Genomic DNA, 26,563 nt, shown 5'->3' on the forward strand with positions numbered 1-26,563 from the left:
CCTAGCGGTCGGCTCGGCTAGCTGAGAGCTTCCCGCTCTTGCTCTTGGTCGAGCCGCGCTTCAAGGTTCTCGCGGATCTCCTCTTCCTTCTCGATCTTCTCGCCCTGCTTGCTTGCAGCTGCAGTGGAGAAGAAGATCTGGGCGACGCCACCGCAGACGATGAGCGCGCCGCCGATGATCTGGAAGGTGGTCATGGTCTCGCCGAACATGAACAGGCCCAGAAGCGACGCCATGATGGTCTCCTGGTAGGAGATGGCGGCCAGCTCGCCGGCCTTAAGGCGTTTCGTGGCATGGGTGAGCAGGTAGAACGCGCCGAAGCCGGTGATGAGCGCTGCGGCGATGAGCACGACCCAGGACGAGCCGGGCATCGTGAACATGTTCCACGCGTGGGTGATGATCTGGCCCGAGGCGTCGAACTGCGTCACGCCGTTGACCTTCTCGGTGTAGGACAGCGGCTGCAGGAAGAAGTGGTGCCAGACGAGCAGCACGACGATGGACAGCGAGCCGAACAGGAAGTTCCACCAGGAGCGGACGTTGGAGTCGCAGTCCTCGCGGTAGCGCGAGAAGAACAGGTACAGGCCGTAGGCCACGCCGGAAGCGAAGGCGATGGCGTTGCCGAAGGTGTACTTCGGATCGAGGTCGAGGGTCAGACCCTCGGGCGTGACGATGCCGACGATGAACAGCATGCCGACGACCACGGCGGCGATGCACAGGACGCCCTTGATGTTGAGCTTTTCCTTCAGGAAGATCGCTGCCAGGATGGTTGAGTAGATGGGGCCGGTGTAGATGAGGAACGATGCGTTCGCCAGCGTGGTGTACTGCGTAGACAGGCAGTACAGGCCAGAGAGCAGGCCCAAGAACACGCCGGAGAGCAGCATCATGCCGGAGAAACGGGTTTCCTTGATCTTCTTCCAGCTTCCGCCGACGAAGCAGAAGATGAGGGAGAGGGCGATCAAGCCTGCGAAGTTGCGCCAGAACGACACGAAGTCGCCGGGTGCGTCGATGAAGCGGGTGAAGGCTCCGATACCGCCCATCAGCGACGATGATGCGAACATCATGATGAAGCCGATAAGCTTGTACTTTGCTTGTTGGTTCATGTATCCCTCCTTGGAGCGGAGTCGTGTCGACCGGGTCCTTGACGGGGACGCCTTGCCCGTTTGCGGGCGAAAGGGTAGGGGTACGACGAGGCACGCGGACGCTGCGGCGCCGCTTTCGACATGAATGTGATGATACGGGAGCAAATCGGCCGGCCTCTGGGAGACGCTTCGTGCAAGGAACGCCGTCGCATTGCACGAGACGGGATCCTCGGAGGCCGGAACTTCGGGATGAACCGGGGCTCGCTGCAAGGGAAGCGAGCCCCGGTATGGGCTACGCGACTAGTCGTTCCACATCTCCGGGCGAACCAGGGTCGGGTCGGCGACGCGGTTCGGGAAGTAGTCGAGGCACTCGCCCTCGCGGTAGACGTCGGCCGTGGAGCAGTGCAGGCCGCCGCCGAAGGCGTAGGCGCCGCGCAGGTCGACGGGGATGACGTTCATGCCGAGCTTGTCCATCTCCTCTTGCTGGTAGACCTCGGAGGCCTCCACGATGACCGTCTTCGGGTCGAGCACCAGGCAGTTCATGGACAGCCACACGGAGCTGTAGCAGAACTCGGGCGGCTCGGAGTGGGCCGGCTGGGCGGCGTCGACGATCTGCCAGTCGTTGGCCTCGAAGATCGCGCGCTGCTCCTCGGGCAGCTTGCGCTGCGGGTTGTTGATGATCAGGCCGGGGCGCAGCGGCACGAAGGTCGCGTCGATGTGGATCGGGTAGGGGTCGCCCGGGAAGTTCACGGCGTGCACGCGGTGCTCGGGGTAGTAGCGCTGGAACCAGTCCATGGCCGTGCGGTTCGTGGTCAGGCCGTGCTGGATGAACAGGTCCTTGCCCATGCGCATGACGTCGGCGGCGTCCCACATCGGCTCGACTTCCGTCGTGACGAAGTCCTTGTTGGCGGTGCGCACCAGGCGCTCCTCCAGCGAGATCTTCTCGTCGTAGTAGTTGTGCTTGTAGGACTTGTCGGTCAGGCGCGGGCGCGGGGCCTGGGTCCACAGGAAGTCCGGGTCCTCGTCGAAGTACTGCTTCATGAGCGGCCAGTAGGCCAGGTACTCGAAGTAGCGGCAGCGGAAGGAGTTGGCGGAGGCCATGATCTCGTTGCCCATGGTGAGCAGGATGTCGCGGGGCGGCATGCAGGTCATCATCGAGTCGTTGCGGAAGTCGGGCGTGCCGATGGCCTGGTTCCACTGCAGGGGCGTCGGGCGGTCGACGACCACGCCGCGCTCCTCGAGCGCCTTCACGAGGTTCTCGAGGCAGGCGTTGCCGACCTCGACCGTGCGCAGCGGGCGGAGACCCCACATGCCGCGCATCTCGGAGTCGACCGGCACCTTCTCGGAGGTCGCGGGCTCCTCGGGCGGGATGACCGAGTTGTCGCACAGGCCGACGATCACGCGCTTCAGCGGATCCCAGTCGTTCCAAGAATTGACTATCTTCGCCATGACAGTCTCCTTTCTCCGGCAGCGCTTCCGGCGCCGCCTTCAAGGTCTTCGGGTGGCGTGTCCACCTCTCTGTGAAGATATTGTGATGGGCTGGGAAACGCTATTCAAAGGGCGCAGTCCGTTCGGTGTCGCGGTGCCGTTGCACAAGGTCATCCGTATGTCCGAGTTGCGGAATTAAAGAATATGATTGTCAACTATGCCGGACAATTGTGCAAGAATGTAACGTGCTGTCAGGCGTTTCGGTGCGGTATGTTTAATTCGGTTGACAGGTTTCTTGCAGGTTCAAGTCGGGGTGCTCTAAGAGGAGGCTTTGTATGCTGCCGGATCTTGCTCATGGACAGGACATCTTCGGATCGCCCGAGCTGCGCACGAAGATGAAGATACTGCATGCCGTCGACAAATCGCTCGATCGCATCACGATCGCCGAGATATGCGAGAACGCGGGAATATCCCGGCAGACGTTCTACCGCCATTTTCAAAGCAAATACGACATCCCTTGGTGGCATTCCATCTTCTGCCGGCAGTTCTACCTCAACGAGATAGGGCGCACCATCGATTGGAAGACAGGGTACTATCATCATCTCCGGCTTATCGCGCAGGAGCGCGATTTCTACCGCAAGTCCATCCAGTACAGCATCAACACGCCCTTCGGCCAGACCGTTATGCCCGAGAACCGCAAGACGGTGCTGTTGGAGACGCTCGAGAAGTACCGCCATGTGACCGTGAACGACAACATGCGGTTCATCGTGGAGATATTCTCGAAGCTGGAGTGCGAGGTGCTGAACGACTGGTTCCGCTCGGATGCGCCCACCGACCTCGTGCGTTGGACCGACGATCTCGTGAGCCTCGTGCCCGACCGCCTGTACCGCGCGCTGAGGATCGACGAGCCGGGTGGAACCTCGGCTGGTTAGGGGCGCCGACGTCCTGCGGACGCAGCGGGGGAGGGTTTGGCGCAGCGGGCGCGCATCATCGCTCGAAAAACACGTTTTCGGAAGCGATTCCGTGTTTTTCGAGCGATGATGCCCATCATGCTTGTGGGCGTTGCGGGAAACGCTTTTCCGGAAGCGCATGATGTCGTACAATACGCACGCACGCGATTCACGCGCACGCCAGTGTGGCGCAACGGTAGCGCAACAGTTTTGTAAACTGTGGGTTGCAGGTTCGATTCCTGTCACTGGCTCCACGGAACACCAGGCCACCGGCTCTTTCGCTGGTGGCCCTTTTCGTATCTAGGGGTAGAACGCCCCTAAGCGCGAACTGTTCGCGGGTTTCACAGAGCCTTCTGCTTGCCGGCGCGCTATACTCTTTCGAACGAAATGCGTAGGGGGACGGTGAGCAAGCCGTCTCGGCCTCCGAGGCTTTCGCTCGGGAGGCAGGCGAGAGGAGTGCGATGAACCCGCTGTTCGACGAAGCGCTGTCGTTCGTGAGCGACACGGTGCGCCGGTTTTACGCCGGAACGGGCATCGAGCAGGTGGTTGAGCGCTTTTCCGACGATCTCTCGTGGATAGGAGCGGGCGAGGTGGAATTCTCGACCAGCGCCGAAGAGATCGTGTCGTATTTGACGAAGCGCGCGCCGCTTGCGCCTCCGTGCGAGGTTTTCGACGAGGAGTTTTACCTGGTGAACGTCACGGAGTGCAGTTGCACCGTGATAGGTCGCTACAATGTGCGCACGCGCGAGGACTCGCAGCTGGTGATCGAAGAGCGCCAGCGGTGCAGCTACGAGCTGGTGGATGCGGGCGGAGAGCTCAAGATCCGCCATGTCCATGCGTCGAATCCCTATCGGGCGATGAGGGACGAGCGGTACTTCCCCTTCGAGGCCGGCAGGCAGACCTACGAGTACTTGCAGCAGCTCGTGCGCGAGAAAACGGCCACCATCGATCTGCTCACCGATAACATCACGGGCGGCCTCAAGATGAGCGAGGACGACGACGTGTACACGCTGTCCTACGTCAACGAGGGTCTGGCGCGCATGCTCGGCTACACCATCGAAGAGCTGATGGAGGTGAGCGGCGGCACGGCGGCGGGCATGGTGCATGCTCCCGATCGCGCGCAGGCGCTCGCCGATGTCGCGCGCTGCTTCGCCGAGGGGCCTACGTACGAGACGGAGTACCGCGCGCGCCGCAAGGACGGTACGCTGGCGTGGGTGCTCGATTCGGGTCGCAAAGTGCAAACCGAGGACGGTGCGGTGAAGATCGGCAGCGTGCTCGTGGACATCACGTCGCGCAAGGAGGCGGAGATCGCGCTCGCGGTGGAGCGGGAACGCTACCGCATCGCGCTGCGCAGCGTTACCGACGTGCTGTTCGAATACGATATCGAGCGCGACGTGCTGGTCGAGTACGAGCGAGCGCCCGGCGCGGACGGCAGCGCGCTTCCCGAGGAGCGTCGGATCGAGCGCTACACCGAGATGATCGCAGAAGGCGGGCGCATCCATCCCGACGACTGCGAGCGCCTGGCCGAGGCGCTGCAGGGCGGCGAGTCGGTGACGCTCGACGTGCGTCGTCTTTTCGGGGGCTCGCCGGAAGGCGACTGGCGTTGGACGCGCATGCACGCCATGATGCTGTACGACCGCAACGGAGCGCCCGTGCGCACCATCGGCAGCTGGCGAGACATCACCGCGGAGCGTCGTCAGCTTGAAGACCTCGCCGACCAGGCGCGACGCGATCCTCTGACCGGGCTGTTCAATCAGAGCGCCACCTCCGAGCTCATCGACCCGCTGTTGCGCACCGGTGCGAAACGCGGCGTGGGAGCTCTGCTCGTCATCGACATCGACGACTTCAAAGGCGTGAACGATACGTTCGGCCATCTGGCCGGCGACGAGCTGCTGTCGAACGTGGCGCGGTCGCTTGAAGAGGCGTTGGCGTCGGACGACGCCATCGTTGCGCGTATCGGCGGCGACGAGTTCGTCGCGTATCTGCCGCACGCCGATCTCGTTCAGGCGCAGCGGGCTGCTCTGCGGGTGAACGGGCAAAGATGCGAAGGCCGCGCGCTCGTCACGCTCAGCGTGGGCGGAGCGTTGGCCGGTATCGACGGAGGAACGTACGAATCGCTGTTCGACGCGGCCGACCGTGCGCTGTACGAGGCGAAGCGCAAGGGTAAGGATCGCGTCAGCTTCGCGGGCGAAGCGCGTCCTTGAACGCGGCGGCATCGTCGGGCGTGGTCTTGATCGCGCGCACGAGGCGGGGCTTTCCGGTGAGGCCGCGCACTTCGAGGGGTTCCGCCAGCTCGATCCACAACGCCTGCCCGCCCATGGCCGCCAGGTTCAGAAGCTCCCTCTTCGGGACAGCGGGATCCTGGGAACCGACGCGCGCGATGCGGTCGAGGGGGATGCGCTCGCAGACGAGCATGCCCCAGCGCGCCACCAGCTCGACATCGTCCACCAGAAGCGGGTTCAGCACGACGGCGCGGGCTTCGGCGATCATCCAGAGGATCGTGTAGAGGGAGAGTGCGGTCAACACGCATGCGGCCGCGACGCTGAACCGTGCTGCCAACAGGTGCGCGGCGACCGTCTCGACGGCGATGAGAACCAGCATGACGCCGACCGCGGCGACGTAGCCGCTTTGCCGGTGGGACGAGAACGCCCGGTAGCCGTGCGGCACGTGCGGCGCGCGGCGCCACGAAGCCGACGCGTAGTACCACATGACGCATTCGAGCGCCGCCATGCGCGCGACCCGCTCGTTGCGAGCGAGAGCGGAAAACGCGTCCGAGAACCAGTCGAGCGGGTTGTCCGAGGACGCTTTCGCCGTGCGGAAGCGGCGGACGAGGCGGAGGACCTCGCGCGCGGCGATGCCCAGCTCCACTCCGACGGCGCACAGGCCGAGCGGCGCCAGCAGCGACGGCTTGCCGGGCGCGGCGAACTGCAGCGACACGAGGCCGCCCAGCCAGATGACCGGCAGCACCAGCAAGGGCGACAGCCTGTAGCGTCGCACCACGAGGAGGTAGAAGACCGCCGGGACGAAGACCATGAGGTCGAACGGCACCGCAAAGCCCGACGCGAAGTCGAATCCGGTTGCGGGGACGGTTGCCATGCAGGCGAGGTCGATGCCGTATAGAGCAAGGCAGGCGAGCAGGGCGATCGCCATGCGCGGCAGGGCGCGGGAGGGCGGCGCGGGGGTTCCAACGGGCGCGAACGGCATGGGGCCTCCTGACGTGTGCGTGACGATGCTGCTCTTCGCATGGTAGACCATGACGCAGCGTCGGGGTCAACGGGGATACGCCGTCGGTGGCTGCGGAATCGCGGAAAACGTTTCGGTCTTTAACGAATCTTTATAAACCGGGCGCATCCTGTTCTCAGGCAAGAGAAAGGGCAGGCTCTATGGGATTCATGGTGGAAACGAACGATCTCACGAGGACGTTCAAAGGGCAGAAAGCGGTCGACCGGGTGTCGCTGCATGTGCCGGAAGGATCGGTGTACGGCCTTTTGGGGCCGAACGGCGCGGGGAAGTCGACGCTGCTCAAGATGCTGTGCGGCATGCTGCGGCCCACCTCGGGCGAGATCGCTTTCGCGGGTCGTCCGTGGACGCGCGACGACTTGAACGATATCGGGGCGCTCATCGAGTCGCCCCCGCTGTACGACAACTTGACGGCGCGGGAGAACCTGCGCGTGCGCACGTCGCTTCTGGGCGTTCCCGAAAGCCGTATCGACGAGGCGCTGGCCACGGTGGGACTTCCCGAAACGGGCAGGAAGCGCGCGGGCCAGTTCTCGATGGGCATGAAGCAGCGTCTGGGGATCGCGCTCGCGTTGGTGGGTCATCCGAGGCTGCTGATCCTGGACGAGCCGACCAACGGCCTTGATCCGGTGGGCATTCAAGAGCTGCGTGCCCTCGTCCGCTCGTTTCCGGAGCACGGCATCACGGTGGTGCTGTCGAGCCATATCCTGAACGAGGTGGAGCATATGGCCGATCTTGTGGGGATCATCGTGGAGGGCCGTCTGGCCTACGAGGCTCCACTCGGCGAGGGCGTCGATTTGGAGCGTTTGTTCATGGACGTGTGCCTGGGGAAGGCGGTGGCATGATGGAGGCGCGGACGAGGCCGTTCTTCTCGGTGTTCAGAGCGGAGGTGCTGAAGGGCCGCCGCGGGGCGCCGCGCAAGGTGGCGCTGATCGCGCCGTTGCCGTTCTGCGCGCTGGGCGTGCTGTCCTCGGGCGTCATTCCTGGCACGGGCGCGACCGGGGGTGTCGCAACGTATTTGTGGAACTTCTGGTACGTGCTCATGATGCCCGTCGCCATCGCGCTCATCTGCGTCTCGGTGGCGAACATCGACGCTCGGCAGAAGCTGCGTTCGGTGCTGGCGCTGCCGTTTCCCCCGGCGCGCACGTGGTGGGCGAAGGTGTGCTACGCGCTGGCGCTGGCGTTCGCTGCGAACCTCGCGGTGCTGGTCTGTTCGACGGCGCTTGGAGCGATGGGCGTTGATGCCCCCGGTTTTGCCGAGGGGCTGGCCGCGGCGACCATCTTGACGGTTGCGAGTTCGTGGATGGTTCCTGCGGCGCTGGCGCTGACCGTGCGGTTCGGGACGCTTGCGGGCATCGCAATTCCGGTGCTGTTGCAGCTGGGCGCGGGTATCGCGCTGTACTCGTCGGCGGCGTGGTTCGCGTTCCCGCCGGCGACGACGCTCTGCGCCGTGTCGCCGCTTCTGGGCGTGGCGCCGTCCGGCGTGCCCTTGGAGGCGGGCGAGGCGCTGGGCGCGTTCGGTTGGGAGGCCGTGGTCGGCATCGTCGTGGCCGCGGTGCTGTTCGCCGTGCTGGCATGGGCTGGGGCGACGTGGTTCTCGAAGCGTGAGGCTGCTTGATGGCCGGGGCGGAGGCGCGCGCGAAGGCGCGCGAGGCCGGGACGCGAACTTGCGAGGCGGAGCCCGGTCGGGCGCGCGTGACGTTTCGGCGCGCGCTGCGCTCGGAGGCGGTTAGGATGCGCCACTCGCCGCTTGTGGTGCTGCATGTGGCGCTGGCTGTCGCGCTCGGCGCGCTGGCGGGTGCGTACTTCGCGTTCTCGGCATGGGATTCCCTGCTGGGAACCGACGCGTTCTTCCAGCTGCTCGGCGCGGGCGCGCCGCTTCTGGCGGGCATATCCTGCGGCTTGGCGGCGGATGCCGAGCAGCGGGCGGGCGAGGGCGCGAACGTGCTGGGCGTGTCGTCGAGGCGCGGCGCGCTGGCGGCGAAATTGGCGGCGCTGTTGGCGCTGTGCCTGATGGCTGCCGCTATCGCAGCCGCATTGTTCTGCGGCTCGCTGGCGCTGGCGGGCCGTTCGCTTCCCGATACGGCTGCGGTGGCGCTTGCGACGGCGGGCATCGCGCTGGGCAGTTTGTGCTCGTACGTCATCCTGTGGTGCGTCGCGCTGCGCTTCGGTCGCAACGCCTCCATCGGGATGGGGACGCTCGGCTTCATCGCGGCGCTGACGCTGATGGGAGGGCTGGCGAACGGCTTGGTCACCGGCACGTTCAGCGGAGCGTTCAGCATCGGGGCGGCCGCGTTTGTGCCGTTCGCGTGGCCCTCGCGTCTGGCTTCGCTTCCCTTGGAGCTGTCCATCGCCGCGGGCATGGGAGCGCAGGCGCAGGTCGAGGCTCTGGTCGCGGCGTACGCGACCGTGACGTGCGCATGCACGGCTATCACGGCGGTCGTGCTGGCGGTGGCGCTGGCGGCCGCGAACCGCTTCGAGAACCCGCGTCGCAGCGGCGAATAGGAACGGACGACCTGAAGGAACGGGGCCGATGCCTCATGCTACACTCGTGCGAGACGGAAGGAGGAACGATGGCCCGCATACTCGCGGTCGACGACGACGAGGCGATCCGCAACCTGCTGGGACGCGTGCTGGGCAAGGACGGGCACGACGTGCGCTGCGCCGCATGCGCCGAGGAGGTGCTGGCGCTGAAGCTCGACCGCTACGATCTGGTGCTGCTGGACGTGATGATGCCGGGGACGGACGGGTTCGAGCTGTGCCGCGCCATCCGCGGCTCGGTGGACGCGCCCATCGTGTTTCTCACGGCACGAAGTTCCGAGGACGATGCCGTGTACGGCCTGGGCCTGGGGGCGGACGACTATCTGCGCAAGCCCTTCGGCGCGGCCGAGCTGCGCGCGAGGGTGGCGGCGCACCTGCGGCGGGAGCGGCGCGAGCGCAAGCACGCGCTGTCGTTCGGCGCGCTGCGTCTCGACCTCGCGTCGCGCGAGGCGTACGTGGGCGAGGCCACCGTGCCGCTGACGAAGACCGAGTTCGACGTGTGCGAGTTCCTGGCGCGCCATCCCGGCCAGGCGTTCTCGCGCGACCAGATCGTGGAGAACGTGCTGGGATGGGACGCGGAAAGCGCCGCGTCGACGATATCGGTGCATGTGGCGAACGCGCGCGCGAAACTGAAGGCGGCGGGCGCCGAGCCCATCGACACGGTGTGGGGAGTGGGGTACAAATGGACGGCGTGAGGCGGGACGCGCGGACGCATGGAGCGCTCGGCGCGAGCCGCGGCCGCGGACGCAGGTTTCCCTTGGGCGCGCTCATCCTGCGCTACTTCGCCTACGTGCTGGCCGCGCTGCTGGCGCTGGCGCTGGCCGCGTACGCAGCGTTCGGCTTGCTCGTCGGAAGCGGGACGGTGCTTCTGGCGAACTACGGCGATACGGCCCTGGACGAGACGTCGGCGCAGCTCGCCGCGCTGCCCTCCGCCGATGCCGACGCGATCGACGCCGCCGTGCCCTCGGCGTACAGGTGGGCGCTGTTCTCGCCGGACGGCGCGTATGCGGCCGGCGACGTTGCCTCGGGTGCGGTCGACGATGCCCGCGCGGCTGCGTTCGACGGCCTGGCCATCGATTACGAGACGTTTGGCATGACGCGGTACGAGCCGGTGACCTTGGCCGACGGCTCGGTATGCGTGCTCGTGTACCAGTATCTGCCGCAGTTCGCCTCGAAGGATCTGCGCGACGCGCTGCCGAACCCGCAGAACCTGCTGCTGGGCGCGCTCGCCGTGCTGTCGGTGCTGACGCTGGTGGGCATCGCCGCGCGCGCCGCACGGGTGATCTCGCGCAAGATGGAGCCGCTCGCGGACGCCGTGCGGCGCATCGAGGAGCGCGACCTCGACTTCGAGGTTGCCTCGTCGCGCGTGCGCGAGATCGACGACGTGCTGGCCGCGATGGACGGCATGCGCGCCTCGCTCAAGGACTCGCTGGAGGCGCAGTGGCGGGGCGAGCAGGCGCAGCGCGAGCAGATCGCCGCGCTGGCGCACGATTTGAAGACGCCGCTCACCGTGGTGCGCGGCAACGTCGACCTGCTGTTGGAGGGCGAGCTCTCGGGCGAGCAGCGCGCGTGCGCGGCCGACGTCGCCGAGGGCGCGCGCCAGATGGGAACGTACGTGTCCGCGCTCATCGACGCGTCGCTGGGCGTGGGCGCGTCGTTCGCGCCGAAGGAGGCGCGGCTGCGGCCGCTGCTCGAGCGCTTGCGAGCGCAGGTCGAGGCGCTGGCGGCGGCGAGCGGCGTGCGCGTCGCCTGGAGCGAGGGCGCGGACCTGCCCGCGATGATGCTGTTGGACGAGGCGCTGGTGGAGCGGGCGGTGGCGAACGTGGCGGCGAACGCCGTCGAGCATGCGCCGGCCGGGTCGTCGGTTGCGGTGGACGTGCGGGCAGACGTCGCCGCCGGCTGCTTGGCGCTGAGCGTGGCCGACGAGGGTCCGGGCTTCTCGTCGGAGGCTTTGCGCCGCGGCTGCGAGCGCTTCTACCAGGGCGATGCCGCACGCGCGGCGCGCGGCCACAGCGGCCTCGGGCTCCACGTCGCCGCCGAGACAGCCGCGCGCCATGGCGGCTCGGTGGAATTGGCCAACCGCAGCGCCGCCGAGGGCGGCGGCGCGCGGGCGACGTTGCGGTTGCCGCTGGGCCATGCGACGCCGCAGGAGCCGGCCGGGCCGACGGGCTACGCGGAGTAGAGCCCGTCCTTGTTGAAGCGGTACCACGACTCGACGGCCTCCTCGGGCTTCCTTGCGGGCAGCGCGTCGGGCTGGAAAGGCGAAAAACTATCGAATTCGGAAGAGGTCGCGCATTTCGTGAGGGGCGGCCTCGCTCTGTCGGAAAAGCCCCCTTCTATGAGCAGGCGTTATGGAGAAGAGGGTTTTTCGGCGCCCCGCAGGTTGGCCCGCAGGCTTCCGAATTCGATAGTTTTTCGCCATCGCGTGCGCTGCCGGATGCTCGGGCGCGCCGGCGCTCGGTTAGTCGGCGGGCTCGACCTTCCGTGCACGGTTTTCTACGAAATGCTGCAAGCTTCCTTTGCGTGCCTTCCGCATTCTTCCGGTTGCGAACGTTTCCCCAGGTCGCGTTTGTCGTGTCGCTCCGCGCGTCTTCAGCTCTCTCGAAAACGCAACATTTCGTTCGAAACCGTGCACGAGCCGGGAGGGCGGATTCTTCCGATCGGGCGCCGAGGTCCGAGGGCGGGGACAAGGCTCGGAGGAGGGTCTTTCGCACTCGCTCGGTTGACGCGCGCCCGGGAAAGTCAACCGATGCTCGCTTGCGTCAACCGATCGCGTTCCCCATACTGTAGGGCAGGGCGCGCCGAGCGGGAGAAGGAGCCTTGCATGGACGACATTAACTTGGGAGCCGCCATCGCGCGCGAGCGCCGTGCGGCGCAGGTGACGCAGGGCGAGCTGGCCGCGCACCTGGGCGTGACGAAGGCGGCCGTGTCGAAGTGGGAGCTGGAGCAAAGCATGCCCGACCTGGCTCTGCTGCCGCGCATCGCCGCCTACTTCGACCTCACGCTGGACGAGCTGTTCGACTATCGGCCGCAGCTGGTGGGCGACAATCTGCAAGGCGCCTACCTGAGGCTGCTCGCGCAGTTCGACGAAGATCCCGAAGCCGCTTTCGCGAACGCCGAGGACCTCGTCCGTTCGCACTACTCCTGCTGGCCCGCGCTGCAGCAGATGGGCATGCTCTACGCGCAGCGCGCAACCCTCGACCCCGACCGCGCCGAGCCCTTGGCCGCGCGCGCAGCCGAGCTGTTCGAGCGCGTCGAGCGGCATGCCGACGACGTGGAGCTGGTGCGCGCCGCGCGGATGATGCGCGCTTCCGTCATGAGCGTGCAGGGTGACTTGGACGGATGCATCGCCCTGTTCGAAAGCCTCAAGCCCGACAGGACGACGGCGAACATCGATCTCATGCTGGCCAGCATGTACCAGCAGAGAGGCGACCTTGACGCCGGCTTGAAGCTGTTCCAAGAATCGATGGGCTGGTGCGTGATGAACGCCATAAGCTGCGTCTCGGCGCAGATCCCGCTGTACGCCGACGACGCCGAGCACCTGGAGGCGCTCCTGCGGGCCGGCGAAGGCGTGCTTTCCGGGTTCGATTTGCAGAACCAGAGCCCGATGACGGTGCTCACGTTCTGCACGAACGCATCTTCCGCGTGTTTGCAGGCGGGCGACGAGGATCGAGCCGCGAGCTATCTCGAGCGCTTTACGTCTTTGCTGGAGGAGCTTGACGCGCGCATGCTGGTGTACGGCCGGAACCAGAGCGCGCTGTACGATCGGGCGCCCGAGCTTTGGAGCGTCGATCCCGGCCAGGAGCATATCGCGGAAACCCGGTTTGGCGCGATCGACTTCAGGCGGCAGTGCGCGCAGATGGTGGCAGCGCAGCCCGTCTGGGCCGAACGTGCCGGCGATTCGCGTTTCAAGCCGCTGTTCGATCGACTGGAGGCCCTATGAGCGAAGCGGACGTGCTGTATGTGGAGGACTTGGCCTATCGCTATGGCAAGACGGAGGTGTTCGCCGGCGCGTCGCTTTCGTTGCGGGCGGGCGAGGTCGCGTTTCTCACCGGGCCGAACGGGGCAGGTAAGTCGACGCTTCTGCGCTGCCTGGCCGGCTGGGACGCGCCTGCCGAGGGGCGGGTGGAGCTGTGCGGGAAGCGCTTCGACGGCGCGGATCGCGCGCAGCGAAGCCTGCTGGCCTTCGTGCCCGACGTCCCCTCGTTCTACGACGACCTTACAGCGGGCGAGCATATCCGCTTCGTGCGGCAGGCGAACCGTATGAGCGCCGACGACGACCCGTCGGAGCGGCTCATGGCTCTCTTCGGCCTCGACGGCCATCGCGACCAGCTGCCCTCGGCATACTCGCGCGGCATGCGTCAGAAACTGGCGCTCGTGCTGGCCTTCGCCCGCGCGCCGCGCTTGCTGCTGCTCGACGAACCGTACGGGCCGCTCGACCCGGACGCCTCCGGGGTGTTGAGCGGGCTTATCGAGGAAGCGCGCAGCGCCGGCGCGGCCGTGCTGGCCAGTTGCCATCATGACGTGCCCAATCTGCGGCCGGACGCGCTGCTGCGTCTGGAAGACGGCCGCCTCGCCGTGCTCGATGCGCGTGACGGAGGCGAAGACCGCATGGTGCGGAACGCGTTCGGCGCGAGCTTCGGAGGCGACGATGCATGACGTTCGCCTGCTGCTGTGGCTGAGAGCGCGGCATGCGCGCTCGGCTCTGAACCGAACCTTGCACCTCGTGGGCGCCGGCGTCGACGACGGCGGCTGGGGAGAGCGCGCTTACCAGCTGTACGCGGTGGGCATCATGCTCGTGTGGGCCGCGCTCATGGCCGCAGCGCTCGTCGATGCGATCCAGGGGGTCTTCGTCGGCCTCGCCGCCGCCGTATGCTCGCTCGCGGTTCAGGGGGCGCTGCTCGCGGTGGCGCTCGTCCTGCTGCGCGTCGGCATCGCGGGCGCGCGCACGACGCCGTTGAAGCTGTCGCATCCCGACATAGCCTATCTGGCGGCCAGCGCGGTGAGCGCGCGGGCGCTCGCGGGCGTGTCGGCCGGAGTGCAAGCTTTCGCAGGCGCGGCTGCCGGGGCGGCGCTAGGGTTTCTGCTGGGCGTGGGGTTGGAGAGCGCGTCCGTGCTCGCGGGCGCGCCGGCCGCGGTGGCGCTCGCAGGTGCGGCGCTGGCTGCGGCCGCGGTTGCGCTTGGCTGGGTCGTAGGTTTCGTCCGGCTGGCAAGCGACGGCTGGAGCGGATGGCGCACGGCTGCGGCCGCATTCGTTCTCGTGGCGTTTGCCGTTTCCTGGTGCGGCGTCGCGCTGGCCGCGGGCGCTGATGCGCTGTTGGCTCCTGCGACGTTCGCGGTTCTTTCCGTGGGCGGATTCCTCGTCCTCGCCGTCGCGGCGATCGCCCTCGCCTTGCTTGCGCCGCGCGTGGATATGACGCGCGTCATCGACGAGAACTCCCTGCATGCCGATCTCTGCCGGTTCGGCATGCTGTCGCCCCTCGACCGCAACGACATCGCCGAATACCAGCGTCGCCGCAAGCTGGCCGACCGTCCCGTGCGGTTCTCCCTGCCGCGCGGGGAGGGCCGCCTCGCCCTCGTGCAGCGCGCCGCGCTGTCGCATGCACGCCAGTACGACGGCTTTGCGAGCCTCGTGATGCAAGGGGCGTTCGTCGTGCCGCTCGGGGTGCTCGCGCTCCTCGGCGCGGGCGGCCCCGTGCTGTTCGTGTTCTGGCTGCCGGTGGCCGTTCTCATGCCGCAGGGCGTGCGCGAGGCCACGCGGGCGTTTCGGGACGACGCGCGCAATCGCCTCGTGCGCGACCGTCTGCCGTTCGGCGTGCTCGAACTGCTGGCATTCGACACGCTGCCCGCGTTCGCCGCCACGACCTTGCTCGCGTGCGGCGCCGTGGCCGCGACGCTTCCCGCCGGCACGTCGCTTCCTCTCGCGCTTGCGCTTGCGGTGCTGGTCGGCGCCGCATCGCTGCTCTGCTGCGGCCTCGATGCCGTGCGTCTGTTCCCGGGCGGCCCGCGTTTGTGCTACGAGTACGGCGCGCTTGCGCTGGTGGGCGTGGGATTCGCGCTTTCGCTGTTCGCGTCGGCGGCCGTCGCGGCGATGGGTATGGCGCTCTTTGCCGCGGCGGTTGCCCTCGTCGTGCGCTTCGGTTCGGAATGCATGCGCTGAACGCGTCCCCGTCCTGGATGGGATTCCGCATACGACCCCCAAGCGCAGGCGAGCGGCGGCGCGCTGCGAGCTCGAGTTCGGCCGACGACGACCCTCCGAGCCGCGCTCGCGCGCCGAGGTCGTCGAGCGCGATCAGCGGCGGGGCGCTTCTCGCCCAACGCGTCGCGCGGCCGCCGCGAGGCGCCGGGCGCGGCACCCGGCGCCTCGCCCTTCGCCGATGTCCGACCTGCGCCCTAAGTGGGGCAGCTGCGAGATCACGATGCCGGCCAGGATGGCAACGACGCCGGCGACCTGGAGTGCTTCAACCGGCTCGCCCAGCACGAGCGTCGACAGGGCGATGCCGCAGGGAAGCTCGGAGGATGCCATGATGGCAGCCAGCCCCGGTGTCAGGTGCGGCGTGGCGATGCCGAACAGCGCTACCGGCACGAACAGCGCGCATAGTCCCAGAACGAGGCCGAACTTCCAGATGCCGTCCTGCAGAACGCCGCTTGCGAAGTAGTCGGGGCACAGCGCGAAGCCCAGCGCGCACGCGCCCAGGCACACGACGAGCCCGCGCTGAACGGACGGCATGCCGCGCCCGACGCGGCTCGAGAAGAACATGAAGAAGGTGCAGCTGACGGCCGAGAGCAGCCCGCATGCGATGCCGATGGGGTCAAGAGCGCCCACCGATTCGGAGAACATGCCGCTGGCCATGAGCGTTCCGCCCAGGATAACAGCCGCCGCTGCCGCCTCGGCCGCACGCGGGCGTCTACGCATGACCACCAGCTGGACGACGATGCCCATCCAGGTGAACTGGAAAAGCAGCGTGATGGCTACCGAAACAGGCAGCAGGGTGAGCGCGTAGTTGTACAGCACGGTGCCGATGCACGTGTTCAGTCCCAGAGCCAAAAGAGCTATCGTCTGTTTGAGGGAAAGCGGGACCAGACGCTTGCCGCGCGCTCGCTGCACGAGCAGCGCGACTGCGAACAAAAGCGCTGCGAACAACGCCTGGCTCGCTACCACCTGGGTCCAGGTGAAGCCTGCGGCGTACGTTATCTTCACCGTGGTCGTTTGGGCGCCGTAGCTGGCTCCGGCCAAGAATACGATACCGGAGTATCTCAAGGTGTTCTTTTCCATGAGGCCATTCTAACGTACGGCGAGACCTTTCAAATGCTCGATGCCTCGCACGTCGTCGGGTACAATGAAACGCGGACTAGAAGGAACAGGGAAGACGAAGGAGAGCGAATCATGGCATCGTTTGCAATCGAACCGGCGTTTTGGGAGCTGTTCCCCCAGGCGGAGATCGGCATTGTGGTGGCCCGGGGCATCGACAACGCGCACGAGTCCAGCGAGGACGTGAAGGCGGCGCTGGCCGAGGCGAACAAAGCGGCGCTCGCCCACGTGCCCGATCCCACCATCAGCAAGAACCCCGCAGTAGCGGTGTGGCGCGAGGCGTTCCAGCAGTTCAAGACGAAGAAGGGCGCGCGCTCGTCCATCGAGGCGCTTCTGAAGCGCGCGAGCGGCGGCCGAGAAGTGGGCTCCATCAACCCGCTCGTGGACATTTACAACACCGTGTCGCTGACGTACGCGCTGCCGTGCGGCGGCGAGGACATCGACACGTTCGCCGGCGACCTGCGCCTCACGGTGACGCAGGGCGGCGACGCGTTCCGCGCGCTGGGCGACGAGGCCGATTCCGAGACGCTGCCGGGCGAGGTGTGCTACCTCGACGACGCCGGCGCGGTGTGCCGTTGCTGGAACTGGCGCGACGGCGTGCGCACCATGCTCACCGAGAGCACGACGAACGCGTTCCTCATCCTGGAATCCGTCGACCCGGCGCGCCACGACGACCTCGCAGCGGCCCTCGACGATCTTGCAGCCCGCACCCAGGCGGCCCTCGGCGGCGAGATGGAATCCCGTATCGTGACGAAGGACAGCCCGGCGATCGCCCTGTCGTAAGCGCGCTCGTCGCTTCCGTGCAACCCTGCGGTTCTGCCGCCTTTCCGGTGCGACCGCAGGGCTGCACGCTTATATATCACCTGATCAATAGGTATATCTCGTCGCTGAAACTCCATGGTCTGTTCGCTTGTGCGCCGCGCTTCAGTGTGCGAACATTCGTTCTCCAAAGAGATCGAGACACGGTGCGGAAGGCGGCGAGGAGCTATGGCGGCGACAGGAGAGGTGCGGGTTCCCGAGACGTTCGGCGGCCGCGTGATCGGCTCGCCCGAAAGCGCCGGTGCCCGCCGGGTGATCTTCCATTCCGACATGAACGCGTTCTACGCGAGCGTCGAGCAGGCCGAGCGGCCGGAGCTGCGGGGCGTGCCGCTCGTGGTGGGCGGGCACGAGGAGCTGCGCCACGGCATCGTGCTGGCGAAGAGCGCGCAGGCGAAAGCGGCGGGCGTCAAGACGGGCGAGGCGCTGTGGGAGGCGCGCGCGAAGTGCCCGGGGCTCGTGGTGGTGCCGCCGCGCTACGAGGTGTACCAGGCGTACTCGGCCATGGCGCGGCGCATCTACTACCAGTACACCGACCTCGTGGAGCCGTTCGGCCTCGATGAGGCGTGGCTCGACCTCACCGGCTCGCTGCCGCTTCTGGGCGGTGACCCGGCGCGCACGGCCGCCGAGATCAGCGGTCGCATCAAGGCCGAGCTGGGCTGCACGGTGTCCGTCGGCGTGTCGTGGAACAAGATATTCGCGAAGTTCGGCAGCGACTTCCGCAAACCCGACGCCATCACGTTCATCACGCCGCAGAACTACCGATGCCGGGTGTGGGAAGCTCCGGTGAGCGAGCTTCTGTACGTCGGCGCCGCCACGCGCGCCAAGCTGCACTCGTCGGGGATCGACCGCATCGGCGAGCTGGCGTGCGCCTCGCCCGAGCTGCTGCGCCGCCGCCTGGGCAAGATCGGGCTCGTGCTGCGCGCGTTCGCGCGGGGCGAGGACGCGACGCCTGTGAAGCCCTACGACCAGGCCAGAAACGAGGTGGACCGCACGGTGAAGAGCTTCGGCAACGGCCTGACCGCGCCGCACGACATCGTGAGCGCGTCCGACGCGAAGGCGCTCGTCTACCTCTTGTCCGAGTCCGTGGCACAGCGGTTGCGCGAGGCGCGCTTCCGCGCGTCCACGGTGTCCATCGGCGTGCGCAGCGCGCGCGACCTGGCCAGCTACTCGCGCCAGACCACGCTGCGCCGCGCCACGAACGTGACCGGCGTCGTGGCGCGCACGGCCTGGGGGCTGCTCGCGGCCAACGAGCCGCTGGACGGCGAACACCCTTTGCGCGGGTTGCACGTGCGCGCCTCGAACCTCGAGCCGTGCGATGCGCCGCAGCAGCTGGAGCTGGCCTTCGACGCGCGCCGGCGCATGTTGGAGGACTTGGACGAGACGATCGACGACCTGCGCCGCCGCTTCGGCAACACCTGCATCCAGCGCGGCGCGGAGCTGCTGGACGAGAGCCTGCTGGGGCTGGATATCAAGAAGGAGAACGTCGTGCATCCCGTGGGCTACTTCTACGACTGAAGGGGGGCGAGGGGCGGGTCGTCCTCCTGCGCGGAGGCCGTGCCCTGCCTGTCATCCTGGGCAAGCGAAGAGGTCTGCGGCTTCCGCTCAGGATGACGACCTGCGGCCCCTTCGACGCGCGACGGGCCGAAGCGGGAGCAAAAGGGGAGCCCTGGCAGTTTTTCAAGGGCTCGTCGACATCGAGCGGACGACTCGTTTTCGCCCGTCAGGCGTTTCTCGGGCGGCGGGGAGGCCGTGCGACGGTTTTCGGTCGTGAGATTGTCAGGGCTCTCAATTTGCGCCCAATCGGGCCGGCCGCCGACGAAGCGTCGGGCGAAGAGCGCGGATCGGCAGGATGGAGAGGGGAGCGGGGCATGGTGCAGGGCATAGCGGCGCGGCGGAAGCGGTATGTGGAGGTGGAAGCGACGTTCCTCGAAGATGGGCGCATCGTGCCGCGCGCCGTAATTTGGCATGACGGACGGCGCTTCCCCGTGCGCGCCGTGCTGGGCGTGCGGCGGTGCGCGTCGCTCAAGGTGGGCGGCGAGGGCGTGCGCTACGACGTGCTGGTGGGCCATGCGCATACGTTCCTGTTCCACGAGGAGCCCCGCTGGTTCGTGGAGGAGATCGTGTACGAGCCGCTCGACCCGCTTCTCGACGGCGGGGCGTGCGCCTGGGGTGCGGACTGAGGGTTCGCCGGTTCAGCGGGCTACTTCGGCGGCGGGTGAGGCGAAATCCGGTCTCCTGCGGTAAAAATCGATCGGTTTGGTAATCCTGGCGGGGCCCGAACCGTCGCTTCAACGGTCGACGAGTTCCGCCTTCGCGCGTTTGCCCAGGTCGGACGTTTCATCAGAAAATGAAATCGAAATGGTGGGATTACCAGACCGCCTCGTTTTTACCTCTCGGTCGCGATTTTCGCCGCATCGAACTTGGAGGCGGGTGGCGCCGCTGCGCCCTGGTCGCGTAGAATGGAATCGTCAGAGGGCTGGGAAAGGAGCGAGCATGCATATCGAAACGCCGGGCGAGCGCTCGTCCGAGCTGGTGGCCGCACTGGTGGACGTGTGGGAGCGCTCGGTGCGCGCCACGCACGACTTCCTCGCCGAGGACGATATCGTGGGGCTGCGCCCCGAGGCGGAGTCGGGCATCGCGGGCGTCGAGCGGTTGACGGTGGCGTACGACGGCGGTGCGCCGTGCGGGTTCGCGGGGTCGCAGGACGGCAAGCTGGAGATGTTGTTCGTCGCGCCGGAGGTGCGCGGGCGCGGTGTCGGGCGCGCGCTGCTGGCGCATGCCGTGGAGCATGCGGGCGTGCGCACGCTCGACGTGAACGAGCAGAACCCCCAGGCCGTCGGGTTCTACGAGCACGAAGGGTTCGTCGTGGCGGGCCGCTCGCCCGTCGACGACGCCGGCCGTCCGTTCCCGTTGCTGCACATGCGCCGAGCCTGCGACGACGAAGAAGGGGAGCGGTCGTGATGGAGCCTGCCGCCGAGCCGCTCGCGCTCATCGCGGGCGGGCATACGGCGCTCGCTGCGTGCGCTGTGCTGTATCTTGCCTGGTGGTGGCTTTTCTTCAAGCCCGGCGCGCCGAAGCCTCGCGGCGGGCGGTACGGCGCGGGCGTCGCCTGCATCGTGGGCGCCGCCGTGCTGGGCATCGCGGGAGCGGCGCTGCTCGTGGCGGGCATCGCGGGCCTGCTGCCCGCCGGATCGCAGCCCGTCGTCCTCGGCGGCATGGCCGCCTGCGGCCTCGCGCTGTACGCCGTGCTGCTGACGGGCACGGTGAAGCTGTTCAAGCGCCCGGTGACCACGGAGCTTCTGCTGTTCACGGCCTGGGCCGTGCTGGAGCTGGGCGTGCTCGACGCGCTGTTCGCCGCCCATGCGCTCGCCGCGCCCGCCGCCATCGCGCTGGGAGCGCTTGCGGTGGCCGTGCTGCTGACCAGCCTCGCGTGCTACCTGCTGTACTACCGCTTAAAACCGCGGCGCGCCTACGTGGCCGGGGCCGTTCCGCTGGCCGCGGTGGGCCTGTTCGCCGCGGCGATGGCCGTCGTGGCGGCGTTGATTCGATAAACGGTGGAGGCTCGCAGACGCGGAGGCGAGCTCACGGGCGCTTCGGTATACTGGTCGTGCGAAGAAAGGAACCCCGCATGACCGAGTCCGCACGCCGATCCGCCGATACCCGGCCGCCCCGTCCGGCCCGTCCCGACATTCCGGGCGAGCTGACGGAGGTGGACGACCTCGCCGGCTGGATCGAGCGCGACAACGGCGGCGACCTGCGCGTGTCCCATGTTCTCGTGCGCAGGGACGCGGCCGAGGGGGCCGACTTCTCCCTCGTCGAGCTGACCGAGTCCCGCGTGGAAGGGTGCTCGTTCGTCGGCTGCGATTTCGATCGGGCCATGGCGTCCGACGTGGCGTTCTCGAACTGCGATTTCTCAAATTCCACGTTCTCCCAGGCGAACTTCACGCGCTGCACGTTCTCTTCGTGCAAGTTCACGGGCGCCGACCTGCTGGAGGCGGTGCTGTCGCGCGTGGAGGTGCGCGATTCCACGTTCGCCTACGCGTCCGTCGCGAAGGGGAAGCTGGAAGACGTGAGCGTGAGATCCACCGACTTTTCCGGCGCTGACTTGGCCGAGCTGCGACAGCGCCGCGTCGAACTCGACGACGTGCGCTTCGCGGGCACTAGCTTCTTCCGTGCGAGCTTGGACGGTGTGGATTTATCCTCGTGTCGATTGGCCGATATCGTGCTGTCGGATACGATGGAGGAGCTGCGCGGCTGCTCGATGGACCTGTTCCAGGCTGCCGGCATCGCGCGTCGACTGGGCGTGAACGTCAAAGACTAGCGAATCGCGCGGCGCCGGGCGCCCGCGCAACGTGAGGAGTTTCGAAGCATGGACGAACAGGTGCAACCGCGCGGGCTGAGCGCGGCAGAGGTAGAGGAGCGGGTTGCCCGCGGCGAGGTGAACGTGGATGCCGGCGTGCACACGCGCTCCGTCCGCCAGATCGTGCGCGAGAACACGCTCACGCTGTTCAACGCCATCAATGTGATCCTGGCCGTGTTCGTGCTGGTCACCGGTTCGTACAAGAACATGCTGTTCATGGTGGTCATCGTGTGCAACACGGCTATCGGCATCGTGCAGGAGATTCGCTCGAAGCGCACCACTGACCGTCTGTCCATCGTGGCCAGCTCGAAAGCCACCGTGCTGCGCGACGGCGCGCGGACGGAGCTGCCGCTCGACCAGTTGGTGCGCGACGACGTCATCGAACTGGGGCGTGGCGACCAGATCCCCGCCGACGCCGAGGTGGTATCGGGCACGTGCGACGTGAACGAGAGCCTGCTCACCGGCGAGAGCAAGCTGGTGAAGAAGCGCCCGGGCGACGAGCTGATGAGCGGCTCGTTCGTGAACGCGGGCATCGTCCTGGCGCGCGTGGTGCACGTGGGCGCTGAGAACTACGCGGCGAAGATCAGCGCCGAGGCCAAGCAGCACAAGGCCGTGAACTCCGAGATCATGAACAGCCTGAACCGCATCATCCGGTTCGTCAGCTTCGTCATCTTCCCGCTGGGCGCGTTGCTGTTCGCGCGCCAGCACTTCCTCGGCGGCGTCGAGACCAACGGCGCCATCCTATCCACGGTGTCGGCGCTCGTGGGCATGATCCCCGAGGGGCTCATCCTGCTCACGTCCACGGTGCTGGCCGTAGCCGTGGTGCGTTTGGCGAAGTCGAAGGTGCTCGTGCAGCAGCTGTACTGCATCGAGACGCTGGCACGCGTGGACACGCTGTGCCTCGACAAGACGGGCACCATCACCACAGGCAAGATGGAGGTGGAGGCAGTGTGTCCGGTGAAGGGCGTCGGGCAGGACGCGGTGGACGCGGCGTTCGCCTCCATCGCCCGTGCGGACGATGATCCGAACGACACGGCGCTTGCCATCGTCGAGCACTATGCGCGAAGCGGCGTCGGCTCGCTGCGGCCCGTCCGAACCGTCCCGTTCTCGTCCGACAAGAAGTGGTCGGGCGCGACGTTTGCGAACGGGGAGAGCTACGTCATGGGCGCCGGTCAGTTCATTCTGGGCGATGCGTTCGTCGAAGTGGCCGAGCAGCAGGAACGGCTGGCCGCCGACGCGCGCGTGCTGTTGCTGGCGCGCGTGGAGGGCTTCACCGAGGACGGCGATCTGGTGGGGAGGCCCGAACCGCTGGGATTCGTGGCCATCCACGACCAGATCCGCGCGACGGCCGCGCAGACCATCGGCTACTTCAAGGAGCAGGGCGTCGACCTCAAGGTGATCTCGGGAGACGATCCGCGCACGGTGTCGGGCATCGCGTCTCAGGTGGGCGTGCCAAGGGCCGAGGCGTACGTGGACGCGACCACGCTGGCCGACGACGCGGCCATCGCCGAGGCCATCGAGCGCTACAGCGTGTTCGGCCGCGTGAAGCCCGAGCAGAAGAAGGCGTTCGTCGTGGCCCTCCAGGAGAAGGGTCACATCGTGGCCATGACGGGCGACGGCGTGAACGACACGCTGGCGCTCAAGCAAGCCGATTGCAGCGTGGCCATGGCGGCCGGTTCGGACGCGGCGCGCAACGTGGCGCAGCTCGTGCTCGTGGACAACGACTTCGCTGCCATGCCGAAGGTGGTGGCCGAGGGGCGGCGCTCCATCAACAACCTGCAGCGATCGGCGTCGCTGTTCCTCGTGAAGACGCTGCTGTCCATGACGCTGGCCGTGCTGTTCATCCTGCTGCCGTGGCAGTATCCGTTCCAACCTATCCAGATGACGCTGATCAGCGCGTTCACCATCGGGCTGCCGTCGTTCGTGCTGGCGCTCGAGCCCAACAAGGACCGCATCAAGGGGCGCTTTTTGGAGAACGTCATCGTGAAGTCCATCCCCGGCGCCATCTGCGCGGTGCTCACCATCCTCATCGTGAACACGGTGGGCTACAACGTGCTGCACCTCGATTACGAGCACGTGTCCACGCTGTTCGTGCTGCTGACGGCCTGGATCGGCGCGCTTCTGATCGTGCGTCTGTCCATCCCGTTCACGCCCATCCGCGCGGCGCTGCTGGTCGTGGTGGTGGGCGGCACGGTGCTCGGGGCCACGGTGCTGCACGGCCTGTTCGGCATCGAGCCGTTCACCTTCGGCATGACCGTGCTGTTCACCGTCCTCGCCATTGGCGTGACGGGCCTGTTCCACGTGCTGTTCGGCATCTTCGACGCCTGGCATGCCAAGCGCCTCGCGAACATGGTGTAGAAAAGCGGCTGACGGCTTTTCGATCGTCCTGCGGCATATAGTGATTGCATTACGTAATGCAATATGTTAGCATGAAGGGGAACGGAGCGAAGGAAGGCGGTGAGGCTATGGCGGCTACGGCGACTTTGAACGTGCGCCTGCCAGAGGATCTGAAGGATCGCGGTGCCCAGGTGCTCAGGCGCGAAGGCGTGTCCGTTTCCGATGCGGTTCGCGGCCTGTACGAGTACATGGAGAAGGAGCAGCGGCTCCCCGAATTCATCAAGCCGGCGAACGAGGATGCCCGTCGCTCGGCGGTGGAGCGGAAACGATCGACTTTGCGCGACATGGCAGGAGTCCTGTCGCCATCGCCTTGCACCGAAGCTCGGGACGAGTGGCGCGAGCATCTTGAATGGAAGACCCGTCCAGGCGTTCGCACATGAAGGTGCTGTTCGACGTCAACGTCATCATCGACGTCTGGGGCAAGACCGAGGATTTCGCTTACTCGTTCGAGGCGATGGACGTGGCCATCGTGCGCGAATTCGAATTGTGCATCACGGCGAGCATGACCCCCAGCATCGTGTACCTCTTGTCCGCGCGGAAGCTCATGTCTCGGAAAAAGGCGCACGAGGTTTTCGGGAACTTGGCCAGCTTGGTCGACATTCTCGACGTGACGGAGTCCGATTGCCTTCGTGCGCACGAAACACTCCAAGGCGATTACGAAGACGATCTGATCGCCTGTTCGGCGAAGCGCAACGACGTCGACGTGATAGTCACGCGCAACAAACGCGATTTCGCGAAATCGCCGGTGCCCGCGCTCACGCCCGAGGAGTTCGTGAGCGCCTACAAACCCGTCGACATGGAATACGAGCTGGTGGAGTTCTGATAAGCTGCTAGCGCCTGCGGCCGAAGCCGCTTGCGCCGTTGCGGCGCAGGGAGCGCGAGAACGCCGCGCTGCCCACCGTCGCCTTGGGCACGAACTGGCTTGCGAGCGCCTTCTCCGCCTCCGTCGCGTCGTAGCCGTCGATGTCCAGCGTGGGGATGCGCTCGCCCAGCAGCTTCTCGATATCGAGCAGCTGCGCCTTCGCCTCGGGGCTGACGAACGAGATGGCGTAGCCGGTCTCGCCGGCGCGGCCTGTGCGGCCGATGCGGTGCACGTAGTCCTCGGGGCTCTCGGGCAGATCGTAATTCACCACGTACTCGATGTTCGACACGTCGATTCCGCGGGCCAGCACGTCGGTGGCAACGAGGACGTCGATGGCACCTTTGCTGAAGCCCTCGAGCGCCCGCTTGCGCTGCACCTGCGTCTTATCGGAATGGATGGAGTCCGCGCGGAAGCCTGCACGCTTCAGCTGGCCGGTGCATATCTCGGCGCGCGTCTTCGTGTCGGCGAACACGATGACGCGCTTGCTGCCGCGCTGCTGGAGCACGAGGCGCAGCAGCGCGGGCTTCTTCATCGGGCCGACGGGGATCATGAACTGGTCGATGGTGTCGGCGGTCTCGCCTTTGTGGGACACCTCGACGAACGCGGGATCCTTCAAGATGGAGGACACGCTCTGCATGACCTTGCGGTCGAGCGTCGCCGAGAACAGCAGCGTCTGGCGCGAAGAGGGCGTGGCGGCCACGACCTTCTTCATGGTGGGCCAGAAACCCATGTCCAGCATGCGGTCGGCCTCGTCCAGCACGAGCACCTCCACGTCGCGCAGCTTGACGACGCCGCGTTCCATGAGGTCGTACAGCCTGCCGGGCGTGGCCACGAGGACGTCGATGCCGCGGTCGAGCTTCGCGATCTGCCCCTTGTACTTCGTGCCGCCCATCACGGTGAGCATGCGGCGGTTCGACGCTTTCGCCAGCTGCGTGCAAGCGGCGTCGATTTGCTGGGTCAGCTCGCGCGTGGGGCTCACGACGAGCGCCCGCGGCGATCCCGGGCGCTTGGCACGGCCGATGCGCTCGAACAGGGGCAGCGCGAACGCGGCCGTCTTGCCGGTGCCGGTGGTCGCGGCGGCCACGACATCGCGACCTTCGAGGACCAACGGGATCGCTTGCTCCTGCACGGGGGTGGGGGCGGTGAAACCCATCCGCTCGACGGCGGACAGGGTCGTCTCGGACAGGCCGAGGTCTTGAAACGTCGAACTCAAAGCGTATCTCCAAGCATCATTGCGGGATTCGCGCGACGCGCCGGCGGCTCTCATCGCGTGCGGCGCGGATGTGGGTGCGCGCCGATCACCTGCGTCTATGATAGCCTATCATGCGCGTTTGCGGGAGGTTCCGCGCGAATACCCCGCAACCTGAGGCGTTGCCGACGCGACGGGCTGAGCAGGGGAGTGCGCCTGGGCTTGCTAGTTTTCGAGGGGATGCGGGCTTTTCTCGCTCATGCACGCTTTTGTCAACCATTTCTTGGCATTTGAGGCCATTTTGGTTGACAAAAGCGTGCATGAGCAGACCTTCGCCGTGTTGTTCGCAGGCATCGAGCGGGATGGATCACCGTGCAACAGGAAGCCTTTTC

The 26,563-nt window shown here is 66.8% G+C and carries 24 protein-coding genes and 1 tRNA gene; 20 read left to right on the forward strand and 5 right to left on the reverse strand.

The window, feature by feature from the left end:
* Nucleotides 1-17 precede the first annotated feature (17 nt).
* On the reverse strand, nucleotides 18-1,097 hold the full coding sequence (locus tag ELEN_RS05780; RefSeq protein ID WP_015760425.1) for a DMT family transporter: 1,080 nt from the start codon (nucleotides 1,095-1,097) through the stop codon (nucleotides 18-20).
* Between the two features lie 279 nt (nucleotides 1,098-1,376).
* A complete protein-coding gene (locus ELEN_RS05785; protein ID WP_009307323.1) occupies nucleotides 1,377-2,525 on the reverse strand; it encodes a serine/threonine protein kinase in 1,149 nt (382 codons plus the stop codon).
* A gap of 314 nt (nucleotides 2,526-2,839) precedes the next feature.
* Here ELEN_RS05785 and ELEN_RS05790 point away from each other — a divergent pair, with 314 nt between their 5' ends.
* The 3 genes from ELEN_RS05790 to ELEN_RS05800 all read left to right on the forward strand — a co-directional run bounded on the left by ELEN_RS05790 (nucleotide 2,840) and on the right by ELEN_RS05800 (nucleotide 5,658).
* The gene (locus ELEN_RS05790) at nucleotides 2,840-3,436 is read left to right on the forward strand and encodes a TetR family transcriptional regulator (protein WP_009304701.1); all 597 of its coding nucleotides are present in this window, start codon (nucleotides 2,840-2,842) and stop codon (nucleotides 3,434-3,436) included.
* Between the two features lie 197 nt (nucleotides 3,437-3,633).
* Nucleotides 3,634-3,708 (forward strand) — tRNA-Thr (locus ELEN_RS05795).
* A 207-nt stretch (nucleotides 3,709-3,915) separates the two neighbouring features.
* Complete coding sequence (locus ELEN_RS05800; RefSeq protein WP_015760426.1) at nucleotides 3,916-5,658, forward strand: sensor domain-containing diguanylate cyclase; 1,743 nt, start codon at nucleotides 3,916-3,918, stop codon at nucleotides 5,656-5,658.
* Here ELEN_RS05800 and ELEN_RS05805 read toward each other — a convergent pair.
* Complete coding sequence (locus ELEN_RS05805; protein WP_015760427.1) at nucleotides 5,630-6,658, reverse strand: hypothetical protein; 1,029 nt, start codon at nucleotides 6,656-6,658, stop codon at nucleotides 5,630-5,632. The two genes, ELEN_RS05800 and ELEN_RS05805, sit on opposite strands and share 29 nt — an antisense overlap.
* A gap of 179 nt (nucleotides 6,659-6,837) precedes the next feature.
* Here ELEN_RS05805 and ELEN_RS05810 point away from each other — a divergent pair, with 179 nt between their 5' ends.
* The 8 genes from ELEN_RS05810 to ELEN_RS05845 all read left to right on the forward strand — a co-directional run bounded on the left by ELEN_RS05810 (nucleotide 6,838) and on the right by ELEN_RS05845 (nucleotide 15,392).
* Nucleotides 6,838-7,536 carry a lantibiotic protection ABC transporter ATP-binding protein gene (locus ELEN_RS05810; protein WP_015760428.1) on the forward strand — a complete coding sequence of 233 codons (699 nt, stop codon included), beginning with the start codon at nucleotides 6,838-6,840 and terminating at the stop codon, nucleotides 7,534-7,536.
* The gene (locus ELEN_RS05815; RefSeq protein WP_015760429.1) at nucleotides 7,533-8,309 is read left to right on the forward strand and encodes a lantibiotic immunity ABC transporter MutE/EpiE family permease subunit; all 777 of its coding nucleotides are present in this window, start codon (nucleotides 7,533-7,535) and stop codon (nucleotides 8,307-8,309) included. The genes ELEN_RS05810 and ELEN_RS05815 overlap by 4 nt, the downstream gene beginning before the upstream one ends.
* The gene (locus ELEN_RS05820; protein WP_015760430.1) at nucleotides 8,309-9,196 is read left to right on the forward strand and encodes an ABC-2 family transporter permease; all 888 of its coding nucleotides are present in this window, start codon (nucleotides 8,309-8,311) and stop codon (nucleotides 9,194-9,196) included. The genes ELEN_RS05815 and ELEN_RS05820 overlap by 1 nt, the downstream gene beginning before the upstream one ends.
* A 68-nt stretch (nucleotides 9,197-9,264) precedes the next feature.
* Nucleotides 9,265-9,927, forward strand: a complete 663-nt coding sequence (locus ELEN_RS05825) for a response regulator transcription factor (protein ID WP_015760431.1) — start codon at nucleotides 9,265-9,267, stop codon at nucleotides 9,925-9,927.
* Between the two features lie 62 nt (nucleotides 9,928-9,989).
* Nucleotides 9,990-11,414 carry a HAMP domain-containing sensor histidine kinase gene (locus ELEN_RS05830; protein WP_114513125.1) on the forward strand — a complete coding sequence of 475 codons (1,425 nt, stop codon included), beginning with the start codon at nucleotides 9,990-9,992 and terminating at the stop codon, nucleotides 11,412-11,414.
* Nucleotides 11,415-12,056: 642 nt separating this feature from the next.
* Nucleotides 12,057-13,175: a helix-turn-helix transcriptional regulator gene (locus ELEN_RS05835; protein WP_015760433.1), complete on the forward strand. Its 1,119-nt coding sequence runs from the start codon at nucleotides 12,057-12,059 to the stop codon at nucleotides 13,173-13,175.
* Nucleotides 13,172-13,891 carry an ABC transporter ATP-binding protein gene (locus ELEN_RS05840; protein WP_015760434.1) on the forward strand — a complete coding sequence of 240 codons (720 nt, stop codon included), beginning with the start codon at nucleotides 13,172-13,174 and terminating at the stop codon, nucleotides 13,889-13,891. The genes ELEN_RS05835 and ELEN_RS05840 overlap by 4 nt, the downstream gene beginning before the upstream one ends.
* Entirely contained in the window at nucleotides 13,884-15,392 is a 1,509-nt protein-coding gene (locus ELEN_RS05845) for a hypothetical protein (protein ID WP_015760435.1), read from the forward strand. The genes ELEN_RS05840 and ELEN_RS05845 overlap by 8 nt, the downstream gene beginning before the upstream one ends.
* A gap of 132 nt (nucleotides 15,393-15,524) precedes the next feature.
* Here ELEN_RS05845 and ELEN_RS05850 read toward each other — a convergent pair whose 3' ends face one another.
* Nucleotides 15,525-16,508 carry an EamA family transporter gene (locus ELEN_RS05850; RefSeq protein ID WP_015760436.1) on the reverse strand — a complete coding sequence of 328 codons (984 nt, stop codon included), beginning with the start codon at nucleotides 16,506-16,508 and terminating at the stop codon, nucleotides 15,525-15,527.
* Between the two features lie 111 nt (nucleotides 16,509-16,619).
* Between ELEN_RS05850 and ELEN_RS05855 the strand changes: the two genes are divergently transcribed.
* The 9 genes from ELEN_RS05855 (at nucleotide 16,620) to ELEN_RS05895 (ending at nucleotide 24,943) form a co-directional block, all read left to right on the forward strand.
* Nucleotides 16,620-17,327: a B3/B4 domain-containing protein gene (locus ELEN_RS05855; protein ID WP_015760437.1), complete on the forward strand. Its 708-nt coding sequence runs from the start codon at nucleotides 16,620-16,622 to the stop codon at nucleotides 17,325-17,327.
* A gap of 204 nt (nucleotides 17,328-17,531) precedes the next feature.
* On the forward strand, nucleotides 17,532-18,878 hold the full coding sequence (locus ELEN_RS05860; protein WP_015760438.1) for a Y-family DNA polymerase: 1,347 nt from the start codon (nucleotides 17,532-17,534) through the stop codon (nucleotides 18,876-18,878).
* 353 nt (nucleotides 18,879-19,231) lie between these two features.
* On the forward strand, nucleotides 19,232-19,543 hold the full coding sequence (locus ELEN_RS05865; protein WP_015760439.1) for a hypothetical protein: 312 nt from the start codon (nucleotides 19,232-19,234) through the stop codon (nucleotides 19,541-19,543).
* 313 nt (nucleotides 19,544-19,856) lie between these two features.
* Nucleotides 19,857-20,324, forward strand: coding sequence for a GNAT family N-acetyltransferase (locus ELEN_RS05870; protein ID WP_015760440.1), 468 nt, complete (start codon nucleotides 19,857-19,859; stop codon nucleotides 20,322-20,324).
* Nucleotides 20,324-20,914, forward strand: coding sequence for a hypothetical protein (locus ELEN_RS15720; protein WP_015760441.1), 591 nt, complete (start codon nucleotides 20,324-20,326; stop codon nucleotides 20,912-20,914). The genes ELEN_RS05870 and ELEN_RS15720 overlap by 1 nt, the downstream gene beginning before the upstream one ends.
* A 77-nt stretch (nucleotides 20,915-20,991) precedes the next feature.
* The gene (locus ELEN_RS05880) at nucleotides 20,992-21,684 is read left to right on the forward strand and encodes a pentapeptide repeat-containing protein (protein WP_009304685.1); all 693 of its coding nucleotides are present in this window, start codon (nucleotides 20,992-20,994) and stop codon (nucleotides 21,682-21,684) included.
* Between the two features lie 48 nt (nucleotides 21,685-21,732).
* Nucleotides 21,733-24,081 carry a cation-translocating P-type ATPase gene (locus tag ELEN_RS05885; RefSeq protein ID WP_015760442.1) on the forward strand — a complete coding sequence of 783 codons (2,349 nt, stop codon included), beginning with the start codon at nucleotides 21,733-21,735 and terminating at the stop codon, nucleotides 24,079-24,081.
* A 107-nt stretch (nucleotides 24,082-24,188) separates the two neighbouring features.
* Nucleotides 24,189-24,500, forward strand: a complete 312-nt coding sequence (locus ELEN_RS05890; RefSeq protein WP_015760443.1) for a type II toxin-antitoxin system RelB/DinJ family antitoxin — start codon at nucleotides 24,189-24,191, stop codon at nucleotides 24,498-24,500.
* A complete protein-coding gene (locus tag ELEN_RS05895) occupies nucleotides 24,497-24,943 on the forward strand; it encodes a PIN domain-containing protein (protein WP_015760444.1) in 447 nt (148 codons plus the stop codon). The genes ELEN_RS05890 and ELEN_RS05895 overlap by 4 nt, the downstream gene beginning before the upstream one ends.
* 7 nt (nucleotides 24,944-24,950) lie before the next feature.
* On the opposite strand, the gene ELEN_RS05900 is transcribed toward ELEN_RS05895, so the two are convergent.
* On the reverse strand, nucleotides 24,951-26,195 hold the full coding sequence (locus tag ELEN_RS05900) for a DEAD/DEAH box helicase (protein WP_015760445.1): 1,245 nt from the start codon (nucleotides 26,193-26,195) through the stop codon (nucleotides 24,951-24,953).
* Nucleotides 26,196-26,563: the final 368 nt, after the last annotated feature.

It is taken from the genome of Eggerthella lenta DSM 2243, assembly GCF_000024265.1.
GTDB lineage: Bacteria > Actinomycetota > Coriobacteriia > Coriobacteriales > Eggerthellaceae > Eggerthella > Eggerthella lenta.

Bases quoted from the DNA above. Each gene is read 5' to 3' on its own strand.
- ELEN_RS05790 (WP_009304701.1), top strand. From the start codon at position 2,840: ATGCTGCCGGATCTTGCTCATGGACAGGACATCTTCGGATCGCCCGAG.
- ELEN_RS05835 (WP_015760433.1), top strand. From the start codon at position 12,057: ATGGACGACATTAACTTGGGAGCCGCCATCGCGCGCGAGCGCCGTGCG.
- ELEN_RS15720 (WP_015760441.1), top strand. From the start codon at position 20,324: ATGGAGCCTGCCGCCGAGCCGCTCGCGCTCATCGCGGGCGGGCATACG.
- ELEN_RS05820 (WP_015760430.1), top strand. From the start codon at position 8,309: ATGGCCGGGGCGGAGGCGCGCGCGAAGGCGCGCGAGGCCGGGACGCGA.
- ELEN_RS05885 (WP_015760442.1), top strand. From the start codon at position 21,733: ATGGACGAACAGGTGCAACCGCGCGGGCTGAGCGCGGCAGAGGTAGAG.
- ELEN_RS05800 (WP_015760426.1), top strand. From the start codon at position 3,916: ATGAACCCGCTGTTCGACGAAGCGCTGTCGTTCGTGAGCGACACGGTG.
- ELEN_RS05895 (WP_015760444.1), top strand. From the start codon at position 24,497: ATGAAGGTGCTGTTCGACGTCAACGTCATCATCGACGTCTGGGGCAAG.
- ELEN_RS05880 (WP_009304685.1), top strand. From the start codon at position 20,992: ATGACCGAGTCCGCACGCCGATCCGCCGATACCCGGCCGCCCCGTCCG.
- ELEN_RS05870 (WP_015760440.1), top strand. From the start codon at position 19,857: ATGCATATCGAAACGCCGGGCGAGCGCTCGTCCGAGCTGGTGGCCGCA.
- ELEN_RS05850 (WP_015760436.1), bottom strand. From the start codon at position 16,508: ATGGAAAAGAACACCTTGAGATACTCCGGTATCGTATTCTTGGCCGGA.
- ELEN_RS05865 (WP_015760439.1), top strand. From the start codon at position 19,232: ATGGTGCAGGGCATAGCGGCGCGGCGGAAGCGGTATGTGGAGGTGGAA.
- ELEN_RS05890 (WP_015760443.1), top strand. From the start codon at position 24,189: ATGGCGGCTACGGCGACTTTGAACGTGCGCCTGCCAGAGGATCTGAAG.
- ELEN_RS05855 (WP_015760437.1), top strand. From the start codon at position 16,620: ATGGCATCGTTTGCAATCGAACCGGCGTTTTGGGAGCTGTTCCCCCAG.
- ELEN_RS05845 (WP_015760435.1), top strand. From the start codon at position 13,884: ATGCATGACGTTCGCCTGCTGCTGTGGCTGAGAGCGCGGCATGCGCGC.
- ELEN_RS05805 (WP_015760427.1), bottom strand. From the start codon at position 6,658: ATGCCGTTCGCGCCCGTTGGAACCCCCGCGCCGCCCTCCCGCGCCCTG.
- ELEN_RS05840 (WP_015760434.1), top strand. From the start codon at position 13,172: ATGAGCGAAGCGGACGTGCTGTATGTGGAGGACTTGGCCTATCGCTAT.
- ELEN_RS05785 (WP_009307323.1), bottom strand. From the start codon at position 2,525: ATGGCGAAGATAGTCAATTCTTGGAACGACTGGGATCCGCTGAAGCGC.
- ELEN_RS05860 (WP_015760438.1), top strand. From the start codon at position 17,532: ATGGCGGCGACAGGAGAGGTGCGGGTTCCCGAGACGTTCGGCGGCCGC.
- ELEN_RS05810 (WP_015760428.1), top strand. From the start codon at position 6,838: ATGGGATTCATGGTGGAAACGAACGATCTCACGAGGACGTTCAAAGGG.
- ELEN_RS05780 (WP_015760425.1), bottom strand. From the start codon at position 1,097: ATGAACCAACAAGCAAAGTACAAGCTTATCGGCTTCATCATGATGTTC.
- ELEN_RS05825 (WP_015760431.1), top strand. From the start codon at position 9,265: ATGGCCCGCATACTCGCGGTCGACGACGACGAGGCGATCCGCAACCTG.
- ELEN_RS05815 (WP_015760429.1), top strand. From the start codon at position 7,533: ATGATGGAGGCGCGGACGAGGCCGTTCTTCTCGGTGTTCAGAGCGGAG.